We start from the raw sequence: 11,945 nt of genomic DNA, 5'->3' as shown, positions 1-11,945 counted from the left end.
GCTATGTAAAAATTAAGCTCCAGCTACTGTTGGAGCTTCTTATGTTTATAATGAATTCCTTAGCTCTCTTCCTATTAACTCTAATATATTTAATATAAACGGTACAAATTGTAATCCTACATATCCTATACAGGCCCATTTAATAATATCTATCCCTTTTGATTTTTTCCCCATTATAACCATTATAAAACCAGTTATTAACATGCCATACGTTACAGGATAACCAAGCCCAGCTAATAACTCTATCAATGGACTTACAATTGTTTTAAGCTTGTCTGATACCCCGCCTAATGTATCTGCATAAGCGAATGTTGTATTAGTTAATAAACTTATGCATAATGCTCCCCCAATTTTGTAATATTTGGATACATCTTTATCAGTATTTACTAAATTTAAAAACTTAGCTTCCATCTCGCGCATTTTAACTTCATTCGGTGCCAAACTCTTTAAGTTTGACACATACTCTTTACAACTTTTAAATTCCTTGTCCCATACCAACTCATTATTTAAAATTAAACTTATTTCCATAATGCTTCCCCCTATATCATCAATGAACCTAATATCTCTAAAACTAGTCCTATTAAATATCCTGCTGCTCCCCACCTAAAAACTTTAGTTATCCTATACATCCAAAGTAGAATCCCTATCATAATTACAACTACAGCTAATTCCTTAATAACTATCCCTGTAGTTGCTATTCCTGTTCCAATTCCTGTTACTGTCCACGCACATATGCCATCCCATATTCTACTTAGCCACTTTAACATTTATAAATCCCCCTTATATTTTTTATGATTTTGGATATAATTATTAAAAACCCCTATTGTAAGGAGATTAGATTATGATTTCAAAACAAACTAACCTTTTCAGTAAAATGATAACTATTTTCGGATATATTTTAATAACTTTAGGAACTTTATCCCTTTTAGCAAAAATAATTATTAAATTTTATTAAATTATGCAACTTTTTAAAATTGCTTGCATATACTTCTATTAGAAGTTGTCCATAAGGAAGTCTACCCTCTCACCAGGATAGGCTTTTTTTATTCCCTTTCCATATAATAAACACATCTATCTGGTTTAAAATCTTCATCTTCTTCATCCAGAACAAATTTTACAACCCTATTTAATTGAGTCCCGCTTTCGCATATTACAGTCGCTCTATTAATTCCTAATCTAGTGTTATTAATGTCAATAACTTTGCATTTTTGCCATCCTTCTATGTCATCTACATACACTTTCCAAATATACTCATGTATTTCATATTCCATCATGTATTCTTTACAATCCTTATTATCTTGTGAGTCAAATACAACAAAGTGAATATCATTGCCTCTAATATGTGTCATCACTTCAATATCTCCAACATACATATAACTTCTACCTAACCATCTTTCCCAAGCTTCCATTACTTCATAGTCTTTTTTGCCTATTCCTAAAGCTAAATCAGTAAAATTCTTATAAACTTTCATATTATATCTCCTAAAAATCTGTTACATCCATATCTAACTTACTGTCCTTTTTATCTTCTATAATCAATTCTTTTTGATTCTCTTTAATATTATTAACGTACCAATCCCAGAGAATAGTTTTTATTATATTTCCTCTATCTTCTAAAGAATTAAAGTAATCAAAAAGTATATTTTCCTTAGTAATATTTTTGAAACTAATATCAAATTTTCTAGCCATAATACTTTACTCCTTCCATAGATTTATCCCTAATTTATAAAATCCTTTTGCATTAGAAAATACAGGATCATTATCTAATATGATATTTTTTAACCTGTTTTTGAATGCTTTTTCAAAGACCTTACTACCTCCTCCAGTTAATAGCACATACCCCTTACTTGGATTAAAGTGAAGTTGTAAATCCTTATAAATACTATTAAAATTCTTTAACAATATGGGTTTTATAAATGAATTATCTTTATATTCTCCATCTAAAAACAGTCCATCTTTTAGAATTTCCTCTCCATCTTCTAATTTCAATTCTTGTGTATAAAGTTCATTAACATCATCAATTATTTCCTGATATACGTTAAGCATTCCTATTGGTATTGTTTTAACATCTAATATCTTTTTATTTTGAAATAAGCATATATCTGTAGTTCTGCCACCTATATCAACTACTAAGAGTTGTTTATTTCCTATGCTTTCTTTCTGCTCTGGTGTTAAATTGTAATAAGTACTAGCTCCTTCTGGTGCAATTAAAACATCTGTAATTAAAATATCTTTTTCTTTATTCTTAAATAGAACATGCTTAAAATTATTTTCTTCAATTTTAGCTTTTAAAGATTCTTTATTTTTCTTGTATTGACCTACTGGTAATCCTAAAACAACTTTAAAATAATTCCCCTCACATCTTGCTAAAGCACTATAAAGCAAAGGAATTGTATTATCTTTTTGACTTTTATTCCATTCGGTTGAAAATTCACCACTTGGGATATAATATATCTCCTCATCTATAGTTATTTTATTTTCTTCTGTAAAACTTGAAGATTCCGAAACCTTACTAATAAAGTTGACTAATTCAGATGTTTTTACTGAATAATTCCCAATATCTACTCCTATTATCATGAAACATTCCTCCTGTTTTAGTATTTTTTAATGCTTTATACTTTAATGTATGCTCAATAATTCCGAAAGTTTCCTATTACTCAAAAAAAATTAATATTTTTTATTTTTATTTCCTATTACTAAATTTCTGCATAAAAAAAGGACCCTCACTATTGAGGATCTTCTTCGTAATACACTATATCATTTATATTAATATTTAATTTATTAGCTATACTAAATAAAGTATCTAATGTTAATTTATCTTTATTATTTTCTAACCTGCTATAATAACTATTACCTATTCCTAAAAAACTAGCAAAATCTTTCTGTTTTTTATAACCTAATTTTAATCTAATTTCGAGAAGCCTATTTTTAACCATATTCCCACCCCCATTTAATTTTACAATAAATGGATTGTCATGTAAATTGATTAAATAGATTTTAATACTCTTATACTTCTTGGTGAATCCTTTCTTTTAGTTATGTACCCTTTCATCTCTAACTTATTTAGGTTAGAATGTACAGATGATGATGATGTTAACCCAACCGCTTGTCCATTTTCTCGTACTGTTGGTGGAATTCCCTCACGATTTATAAATTCATTTATTTCAATTAAAATATTTTTCTGTATTTCATTAAGCATACTCATTCCTCTTTAATATAGTTTACTACAATCAAAATAAACATTTGTTCTCAAAACAAGTTTTTCGATAATTTTAACTTACCAATTTCCTGTAACTATATTCTACCTCTGTTTGAGCTAACTTTGCATATACTTTCAATGTGATTCCTACATCTGAGTGTCCTAGTATTTCTTGTATAATTTCAGGTCTCATTCCACTTCGTAATGCTGATGTTGCAAATGTATGTCTAAAAGTATGTGGAGTTATATTCATTTCTATATTAGCCATACTTCGCATTTTATTTACAATTACCTGATAACCACGACTATTTAATTTTTTGTAAGGCTCTGTATTAATCGACTTTCTCTTTGGAGCTTTTGAAGAGCAGAATAAATATTCACTAATTATTCCTTTCTCCTCTCTCTCTTTTAAATAATTTAACAAAGCTCTTTTGCAACGTTCTGTAAAATAGACTCTACGTTCTTTATTCCCCTTGCCTATTACAAGCAAAGTTTTTTTATTAAAATCTAAATCACTTACTTTTACATTCCCTACTTCTCCTACCCTACACCCCGTAGCTAAGAAAAACTCCAGTATAGCTCTATCCCTTTTACTAAGCATACAGTCTCTTAGCATTTCGATTTGTTCTTCATTTAAATGTTGTTTTTGTCTTTTAGGCTCTTTAACAGGTTTTATGCTAGCGCATGGATCTTTAACTATAAATTCTTCGTTCTGCATCCATTTAAAAAACAATCTTATAGGTGTCATAAAGGTATTCATACCCGCAGGACCTTTAGTCTCCGATTCTGAATACATGAACATTTTTATATCTCCTGTAGTAATTGTGCTTACAGGTTTATTAAAATATCTATCTAGTTTTTGAAGTGAATATATATATGTTTTTAAAGTTGCTTCTGATAAACCCTCCAATTTCTTAGTAGCTAAAAAATAATTTATTTTACCTTGTATGTCACTTGCAACTATTGCAGTTTCTTTGCTGGTTACTTCGTAATTATAGACAATCTCCTCTATAATTCTTTTAATTTTTAGTTGTTCTGGTAAATTCACCTCTAATTGTGGTATTGCTAAGGTTAACTTTCCTATCAATTTAATTGTTAATTCATCATTGCAGTTCCTATAATTTAAGTTTTCCACTTCAACATCCCCCTTGATTATTTGATTAACCAAAGGTATAATAGATATTGCGAGTAGCTGCTATACCTTTGGTTAGTGGCTTTTTTAATTCCATACCTTATAATTTTTGTATGATATATCTACCCTTGGTAGTGAGTACTGTTCAACGTATTCAGATAAATAATACATTTTAACTAGTTTATTATAAGTACTAATTAAAATACTAGCCGCTTTCCATTCTCTAAGTTCTTTATAATTTTCCCCTTCTTCTTCTGCATCTTTACATAGCATAAAACATAAATCTATTTCATTTTCAATTCTTTCAAGCATATGATCATCCATTTATACTAACACCTCTCTATTTACCTATATATCCTATAGGTTCTTTATATTCATTTTTTATTAGATAACAATACTCAAATATTCCTACTATATTTGATGGCCTTCTAACCTTTATAACTTCACTTGCCTCTTTCCATATAGTTAAAGTTGAATTTCCATCTGTACCTAATTCTAAATTAATACCATCTTCTGATACTACAACCTCAGATATTGGCAACTTTATTATTAAGTTTGGTATATGCATATAAAAATAAGCATCCTCTAAATCATGTTTTAATAATTCTTCCATTCCCTTAACACCTCTTTTAAACTTTATAGTTTAATTATAAACTATTTAATTTAATTGTCAAGTTTATTTTTAAATCTTTTTATATACTTTTTAAATTTTTTAGTTTAAAATATTATTGAGGTGATTTTAATGGATATTACAAAAATTATTAAAAAGTTATTAATTGATAAAGGAATGACTCAAACAGAATTAGCTAAAAAACTAAATACTAGTAGTGGTAATTTAACCAATAAGTTAAGAAGAAATGATTTCAGAATTTCTGAACTTGAAGAAATATCAGAAGCGATCGGCTATGAATTGAAGATAGAGTTTATTGAAAAGTAAATGTCAACTTCAAGATATTTAACTATGATATTGGAGGTAATTAAAATGCATAAATTGAAACTTAAAAATATAAACAACCCTTTCGAGATGAGACAAGGTGAAAAAATTGTAGACTTAGATAGGTATGTAGAAGTTTTAAAAGAAAACAATATTCCTTTTACACAAGAGCAGTATGAAGAAGCTAAAAAGAACTTAGATAAATAATTTTAATTTTTTATGCCTAGTGAATAAATATTTTACTTATGGATATAATCTTAAATGTTTTTTGTTATTTTTCATTATTATACTACTCCCTAAGCTACTCAGCTTAGAGTACAATATAATATTACCTTAAAGCTCTGTATTACTACAGGGCTTTTTGAATTTTAAAATAAAAATACCGTATATTCTTTTGAATAATACAGTATCTCTCTATTCACATATAAATTTAACTTCGTAATATATTAAGATTTTTCATTAGTTTATTCAATTAATTTGCTATTAATTGAATATATAAAATTTGAATATAATCCTATTACAAGTCCCCATAATATAATGGCTGTGATTCGTACAGTTTTTACATCTTTTATCAAATGTTCAATAACGTCGTTCTCAAGAGTTAACTTCCCATCTTGCAATATGAGTTGTAATGTTTCTAGATTACTTGTTATTATACCTAATGACGCTGCTATTAATATGAATACTATCCATTGAACTGATTTATATCTCCAAACTTTCCTCATAAACCCTCCTATGTTATATTAAAGTGATGAACTATTTAATACAAATATTACTTACTTTTAAATTTCCAATTTTCTTTTATTAATAAAATAGCAAAGTATAAGGTTAATATTGCTCCTATAGCTGAAATAGAGTAAGTTAGTTGGCTTAACCAGAACCCAATAATAGGAATATAATGAAGCGCATCATAAGGAATAGACGTGCTTGCTAATGTTAAAATTATGCTCCCTAAAATACAATAAAGTAATTTAATATTATTATTCATGTATTGTCCCTCCTTCTATATTTTAACTAAATAATACAGGTTTGAGTTAATTATATCATATTTTGTAAATATATTGATACTAAATAAAAAATCTAATAATGTAGAAGTTAAAGCTCTTGGTAGAGATGAATACGTAGTTAAACTTTAATTTCTGCAAAAAAAGCACCTAGATTGCTCTGGGTGCTTTTATGACATTAACATATTTTTAAATAATTCTATGCATTTAACAATAATACTATAGCAATCTAAATAGTATATTATTGTTATACCTACTATCCCTGCTATAAATATAGTATTTATCCAAAATATTGTTGGATGCTTAATTTTAATACATTTTATGCCTTTTCTATTCTTACAACCTGGGGGACATTGGTTCCCATTCGTATAAAACTGACAATAACTCCTTATATTTTTATCAGTTAATTTAGCTATAAAATTTAAAAGCATAAATATTGTATTAAACATTACAAAACCAGTTATTAATATAGCAAATACTAATCTATATTTACTAACTTTATTTATGCTATTTAATACACTTTCTATAAAGTTTATTCCACCGAAAAATGTAATTACTATAGCACTAAATATTCCTATAATGCTTATTATTTCACGATTATTACTTATTTCTTTTTTTCATATATAATAATAACCCTAATCCTATAACAAAGATTATTCCTATTCCAACAAATAACGGTGATATTTTAATAGCCACTAATGTTCCTGTTACACTTTCCATAAAAATCCTCTCCTTGATTTAAGTATATAAATTTGTAAGTTAATTATATCATATTTTGTAAATATATTAATATTTGGCTCAAATTAACTTTGAAAATATTCACTATTATATTTTATAATTATAGTGTTTAATTTACTTTAGGGGGAATATATTGTGGGCATAAACGAAAATACTAAAGATGAATTAATATTAAATGTTGATTCTTCTTCTTTAGAAGCTATCGATAAGTTTATTGACTTATTAAAATCTAATAACGTGGAAGTTAAAGCTCTTGGGAGAGATGAGTATGTAGTTAAGCTTTAATTTCTGCATAAAAAAGCACCTAGATTGCTCTGGGTGCTTTTATTATAAATTATCTTTAAATAAACATATCATTATTAGGAGTATTTATGTTCTTAGAGAAAAATATAACTTCTGATCCTTTATATCTTCTCTGAGCAGAATATTGCAAATTATATATTCTTTTTTCAAATTTACTATACATAGATATAATTTCATCTACTAAATCATAAGTTACAATCCATTTATGCTTCCTTAGTCTTATAATTTTTTTAGATAATTCTACATGATCATTATGATTATAAAAATTCATATATAAACTTGATCCTTTTTTATAATATGGAGGATCAAAAAAAATAAAATTTTTACTTTTTGATCCGATAACAACAGTATTTAATAATTCTAAAGTATCTAAATTGTATAATTTTATTCTTTTTTTATATGTAGAAATCAATTTAATTTTTTTTACTAACTCTTCTTTATTAAATCTACAATCTAACTTATAGTTTCCATCTTGGTTAATACCTCCAATGACTCCAGCCTTTAATATACCTGATCTGTTTGTTCTATTTAAAAATAAAGTTGAAAATCCTAAAGATAGTAAATCAACATCATTTTTATTATTTTGAATTTCTTTTTGAAAATACCATTCGTCTATTGTAATATCTGTATCCATTATAATTTCACATAGCTCATCAGTATAATTTAATACACAATACCAAAAAGCATAAATTGATCTATCTTTATCATTTATTATAATTTTTTTTACTCTATTAGAAATTAATAAGTTCAATGCAACTGATGCACCACCTGCATAAGGTTCTATATATGTAATTGAATTATCCATTTGATTATTATCTAATATTTGTTTAACCAATTCTGTTAATTTATTTTTACCACCCGGATACCTTAACGGTGAATATGTCTTTATGGCCATAAACACATCCTCCTCTAATTAATATATATTTATCTTATCATTTTTTAGATCTATTGGCCATACTTTTATATTCTAGAAATGCATTTTCTAATGGCTATTTTATTGAATTTTTCAATAAACTCATTTAAAAATTCATTGCATTCTGCTTCATTTTCACTTATCCAATACTCAACTATATTAATAGTCTCAAAAATATCCTTCCACTTATTAAACCAACATTTAAATTCTTCCCTTGCCACAGTATTGGCATTTGTTTTTGGATAATCATCTTCTAATTTAGTTTTTGTTAATCCGAAATCTGTTAATTTTTCAACTAATGGATGATCTAATTCTAAATCTAATATATATCTGTATAATATTTCTTCTATGCTTTTCACCCCAGGAAGTTTTATTATATTATCAGTTTTCCCTAAACATGTTTTTTCTATCTCACTTTCTGGTACATCTCCATCTAATACAAATAATACATTGCTATAATATGTATAATCAAATTTATTTAACAATAACAAATTACCATAACTCATCTTTAAACGAACTAAATTTAATCTATAAAGATATACCTTAAGCAACTTCTCTATAAACCATCGTGCTTCATCATCCTCTGAATATACAGTTATTTTATTTTGTCTATCTAAAACTGTTGCTAGATTTAGATCATTGTAAATTCTATCATATGAAGGGTTAGATAATACTTCTAACTTTTTATTATCCTTAGTTATATATATCATTTCAATTTCGTTTACTTTTCCTTTTTTATTGAATGATATTTTTTTACTTATCATTTCTAGTATTGTTAAACTATGAGTTGTAAAAACAACTTGTAACTCTAACTCTCTACAGGATTTTAATATATAATTTATTAATTTTATTTGCGCTGCTGGATGAAGTGTTGCATCTAACTCATCAATCAAAAGTATTCCACCACAATAATTGTTTTTTTCTTTTTTTAATCTTTTAAATGACATTATTGATAAAATAATTTGCCCAATATTATCTTGCCCAGCTGAATTGCATAATGAATCATAATCCACTGTTGATATTCCAACACCTTTTTTTCTATTAGTTTCTCCTATATCTATCGCATCAATTGCAATTTCATCCTCATTAAAAATCGATAATATTTTGCAATAATTCTCTAAAAACTCTTTCTTTTCTTCTGTTGATAATTTTAGGTTAGAAACTGATATATCTTTATCATCTGATTCTCCGATTGGAAATAATCTAGATAAGCCTAAATATAAAACTGGCCAAGAATATTTACTTGATATTCTTTTACCTTCTCCATCCTTTTCTGGTATTAATCTGAATCTTTTATTAGAGTTAACTTTACTAATCTTTTGCCAAGTAGTTCTACATCTTCTTGTATCAACAATGACATTAGGATTATTATACTCCGAAAAATTTACAATACATTTATTTGAACCACTTAAATCGTATTTTGGTGAAGCTTTAAATATCTCTCTAAACTCAGTTCTGAACTGCTTCTGCAATATAGGTCTACCATCAGAAGTTTTTAATTCACATGAGTTACCTATCATTCCTAATATAGTTGTTTTACCTAATGCATTTTTACCCGATAAAACCGTTAAATATTTACCTAGATTTATAGTTACATCTTTAAATAATCTAAAATCATTTATCTCTATACTATGTATCATTTTTCCTCCATTATATTATTTATATTTCATCAAATATATGCTATAATGGAAGTAGCTTTAATAGAATATATTTGATGTTTGAACTCCTGTTGATTTACAGTCATATTTCGAGTTCTTTTTCTTTTATTTTACAATAAATATGGTAAACTTGTCCATAAAATAAAAAAGGCTAGAGCTCCAATTACAGAACTCTAGTCTTTTAAAATTGCACTTATTTAATTATTTAGCATATCCATAACTTTCACCAGTACTTAAATCTTTTACTTTTAAATACCCAGTAGTTCCATTATTTCTTGCATATTCAATCCAATTAAAACCATTCTTATTTACTATAACATGATGATAAATTACGTGTTCCCCTGGATAATAAACTACATTTGTCTTTGCATTTTCTTCTGGAGCAGTTCTAACAGTTACAGCAGTATCAAAATAGAATGTTCCATTTTCAGCATATCTTTTAGATTGAGGTTGTGTTGGAGTTGAAGGAGCTGTATTTCCACTTGATACGATTTGTAAGTCTCTAATATAAACCCAACTAACTATTTCTTTTAATAAGCACTTATCACCATTAACTTGTTGAACTGTATAAGTATTGCTCTTAACCCATGATGGAATTGATTCACCTGTTGCATAGTTGAAGCCTACTACTCTTACTTTACTTCCTACTTTTATATTTTGATATTGATTAGATGATGGTGTTTGAGTATATGAACCATTTAATACATTAAGCTCTGTTTGTATCATATTCAAGAACCTTTGCCATCCCATATCTAAAGTTCTATGTGGGCAATACTTATTGCTAAAATCTTGATGTTTCTTAACGTTGTTAATTGTCCACCCATATTGTTTTAATAATGCTGCTACTTCTTTTGCAGCTCTCTTTTCTGCCTTTATAAATCTATCTCCACCAGATTCAGAGTAACATATTTCTACTGCTATATAATTTCTATTCCCTTGTCCACTTCCTCCATCTCCTGCATGCCAAGCATTTCTATCGAATGGTATAACTTGTATAGCTTCTAAATCATCAATTGCAATGTGATATGACACTTCATTATTATTTGACTTCATATAAGAAACTTCATTCTTTGCTGGAGCATCATTTGCAGTATTATGAATACATATCCCTTTTGGTGTCATTTTATACGGACACTTAACTCCATACTTATCACTTGAAATTAAACTTTTTACTAAACTCATTTTTCATTCCTTCTTTCTTTTAATTTATTTTTTAATAAAAAAGAGAGCCTACTGGCCCTCAGAATTACTGTTTATTTAATTCCTTCTTTTCTCCATCTTTAAGCTGCGCTAATGCGTCTTTTAATTTATCTGGTATAGGTAAGCCTAATCCAGCACAATTTTCTAATAAACTAATTCCCTCATTAGCTATGTAGAAGTAACAAATTAACGTCCTAAATACCCACGTACCTGTATTTAATAGCCTATCTAATAACACAGCAACTATTAATACTATAAATATTACAGTTTTCCTCGCTATTCCTTTAAGTCCTACATCACTAGATACCTCCTTATTTATCCATGCTCTTAGTAATCCTGTAATATAATCTAGTACCATAAATGCAATTAAGACTACTAATGCAGTGTCCCAACTCCCAAATAACCACGTTAATCCTGTTCCTATTGTTGCTACAATTACTTTAAAATAATTTAATATGTTTTCCATCTTTACACCTTCCTTTTTAATTTATTCATAAAAAATAAGCTAGACTAATTGTCTAACTTAGGAATATTTTTTAATATTTCACACAATATATAATTAAGGTACATTCCTTTATTATATATGATAGTTTGCTATGTCATAATTATCATTTATTTAAAACTTATACTAAATAAGATGTAATTTGTATACTCCTTCTGCATCTTACCAGTACGAATAATAGATACAGAGAAAACTTACGCATGCTGCTTTAGCTTCTGTATCTATTATTTTTTTGCTTCGCAATTTTAATCAAGTACGCACTAAATTACATATGATATTATTCCATATATATAATTACTTGTATAAGCCGAACTCCAATATAATTTGCACACACCTTTATTACTAATTTCTAAATATGCAAT

General features: G+C 27.2%; 20 protein-coding genes. 3 read left to right on the top strand and 17 right to left on the bottom strand.

The window, feature by feature from the left end; genetic code table 11:
• Positions 1-45: 45 nt before the first annotated feature.
• The 10 genes from H8S20_RS17425 to H8S20_RS17380 all read right to left on the bottom strand — a co-directional run bounded on the left by H8S20_RS17425 (position 46) and on the right by H8S20_RS17380 (position 4,944).
• Positions 46-528 carry a hypothetical protein gene (locus tag H8S20_RS17425; RefSeq protein WP_186860905.1) on the bottom strand — a complete coding sequence of 161 codons (483 nt, stop codon included), beginning with the start codon at positions 526-528 and terminating at the stop codon, positions 46-48.
• A gap of 11 nt (positions 529-539) precedes the next feature.
• A complete protein-coding gene (locus H8S20_RS17420; RefSeq protein WP_186860904.1) occupies positions 540-767 on the bottom strand; it encodes a hypothetical protein in 228 nt (75 codons plus the stop codon).
• Between the two features lie 276 nt (positions 768-1,043).
• Positions 1,044-1,472 carry a hypothetical protein gene (locus H8S20_RS17415; protein WP_186860903.1) on the bottom strand — a complete coding sequence of 143 codons (429 nt, stop codon included), beginning with the start codon at positions 1,470-1,472 and terminating at the stop codon, positions 1,044-1,046.
• 10 nt (positions 1,473-1,482) lie between these two features.
• Positions 1,483-1,689, bottom strand: coding sequence for a hypothetical protein (locus tag H8S20_RS17410; RefSeq protein ID WP_186860902.1), 207 nt, complete (start codon positions 1,687-1,689; stop codon positions 1,483-1,485).
• A 6-nt stretch (positions 1,690-1,695) separates the two neighbouring features.
• The gene (locus H8S20_RS17405) at positions 1,696-2,577 is read right to left on the bottom strand and encodes a ParM/StbA family protein (RefSeq protein WP_186860901.1); all 882 of its coding nucleotides are present in this window, start codon (positions 2,575-2,577) and stop codon (positions 1,696-1,698) included.
• Between the two features lie 149 nt (positions 2,578-2,726).
• Entirely contained in the window at positions 2,727-2,936 is a 210-nt protein-coding gene (locus H8S20_RS17400) for a helix-turn-helix transcriptional regulator (RefSeq protein ID WP_186860900.1), read from the bottom strand.
• A 50-nt stretch (positions 2,937-2,986) separates the two neighbouring features.
• Positions 2,987-3,199, bottom strand: coding sequence for a LexA family protein (locus tag H8S20_RS17395; protein ID WP_207725352.1), 213 nt, complete (start codon positions 3,197-3,199; stop codon positions 2,987-2,989).
• A 73-nt stretch (positions 3,200-3,272) separates the two neighbouring features.
• Entirely contained in the window at positions 3,273-4,334 is a 1,062-nt protein-coding gene (locus tag H8S20_RS17390) for a tyrosine-type recombinase/integrase (protein ID WP_186860898.1), read from the bottom strand.
• Positions 4,335-4,418: 84 nt separating this feature from the next.
• Positions 4,419-4,655 carry a hypothetical protein gene (locus H8S20_RS17385; protein WP_186860897.1) on the bottom strand — a complete coding sequence of 79 codons (237 nt, stop codon included), beginning with the start codon at positions 4,653-4,655 and terminating at the stop codon, positions 4,419-4,421.
• Positions 4,656-4,671: 16 nt separating this feature from the next.
• Positions 4,672-4,944: a hypothetical protein gene (locus H8S20_RS17380; protein ID WP_186860896.1), complete on the bottom strand. Its 273-nt coding sequence runs from the start codon at positions 4,942-4,944 to the stop codon at positions 4,672-4,674.
• A 129-nt stretch (positions 4,945-5,073) separates the two neighbouring features.
• On the opposite strand from H8S20_RS17380, the gene H8S20_RS17375 reads away from it, so the two are divergent.
• Complete coding sequence (locus H8S20_RS17375; protein WP_186860895.1) at positions 5,074-5,268, top strand: helix-turn-helix domain-containing protein; 195 nt, start codon at positions 5,074-5,076, stop codon at positions 5,266-5,268.
• 45 nt (positions 5,269-5,313) lie between these two features.
• Positions 5,314-5,472: a hypothetical protein gene (locus H8S20_RS17370; protein ID WP_186860894.1), complete on the top strand. Its 159-nt coding sequence runs from the start codon at positions 5,314-5,316 to the stop codon at positions 5,470-5,472.
• Positions 5,473-5,729: 257 nt separating this feature from the next.
• Here H8S20_RS17370 and H8S20_RS17365 read toward each other — a convergent pair whose 3' ends face one another.
• The 3 genes from H8S20_RS17365 to H8S20_RS17355 form a co-directional block, all read right to left on the bottom strand.
• The gene (locus tag H8S20_RS17365; protein WP_186839287.1) at positions 5,730-5,990 is read right to left on the bottom strand and encodes a hypothetical protein; all 261 of its coding nucleotides are present in this window, start codon (positions 5,988-5,990) and stop codon (positions 5,730-5,732) included.
• Positions 5,991-6,037: 47 nt separating this feature from the next.
• Positions 6,038-6,253, bottom strand: coding sequence for a hypothetical protein (locus tag H8S20_RS17360; protein WP_186860893.1), 216 nt, complete (start codon positions 6,251-6,253; stop codon positions 6,038-6,040).
• Between the two features lie 616 nt (positions 6,254-6,869).
• Entirely contained in the window at positions 6,870-6,989 is a 120-nt protein-coding gene (locus H8S20_RS17355; RefSeq protein WP_186838956.1) for an LPXTG cell wall anchor domain-containing protein, read from the bottom strand.
• A gap of 153 nt (positions 6,990-7,142) precedes the next feature.
• On the opposite strand from H8S20_RS17355, the gene H8S20_RS17350 reads away from it, so the two are divergent.
• A complete protein-coding gene (locus H8S20_RS17350; protein WP_186860892.1) occupies positions 7,143-7,292 on the top strand; it encodes a hypothetical protein in 150 nt (49 codons plus the stop codon).
• A 55-nt stretch (positions 7,293-7,347) separates the two neighbouring features.
• Here the strand turns inward: H8S20_RS17350 and H8S20_RS17345 are convergent, their stop codons facing one another.
• The 4 genes from H8S20_RS17345 to H8S20_RS17330 all read right to left on the bottom strand — a co-directional run bounded on the left by H8S20_RS17345 (position 7,348) and on the right by H8S20_RS17330 (position 11,547).
• On the bottom strand, positions 7,348-8,205 hold the full coding sequence (locus H8S20_RS17345) for a DNA adenine methylase (RefSeq protein ID WP_207725351.1): 858 nt from the start codon (positions 8,203-8,205) through the stop codon (positions 7,348-7,350).
• Between the two features lie 65 nt (positions 8,206-8,270).
• The gene (locus H8S20_RS17340; protein WP_186860891.1) at positions 8,271-9,863 is read right to left on the bottom strand and encodes an AAA family ATPase; all 1,593 of its coding nucleotides are present in this window, start codon (positions 9,861-9,863) and stop codon (positions 8,271-8,273) included.
• 219 nt (positions 9,864-10,082) lie between these two features.
• Complete coding sequence (locus H8S20_RS17335; RefSeq protein WP_186860890.1) at positions 10,083-11,063, bottom strand: N-acetylmuramoyl-L-alanine amidase; 981 nt, start codon at positions 11,061-11,063, stop codon at positions 10,083-10,085.
• Positions 11,064-11,127: 64 nt separating this feature from the next.
• Positions 11,128-11,547 carry a phage holin family protein gene (locus H8S20_RS17330; protein ID WP_186839013.1) on the bottom strand — a complete coding sequence of 140 codons (420 nt, stop codon included), beginning with the start codon at positions 11,545-11,547 and terminating at the stop codon, positions 11,128-11,130.
• Positions 11,548-11,945: the final 398 nt, after the last annotated feature.

This window comes from Clostridium hominis, assembly GCF_014287825.1.
Taxonomy (GTDB): domain Bacteria; phylum Bacillota; class Clostridia; order Clostridiales; family Clostridiaceae; genus Clostridium; species Clostridium hominis.
The sequence above is the reverse complement of the archived record's forward strand: the minus strand, read 5'-3'. Positions and strand labels throughout refer to the sequence as shown.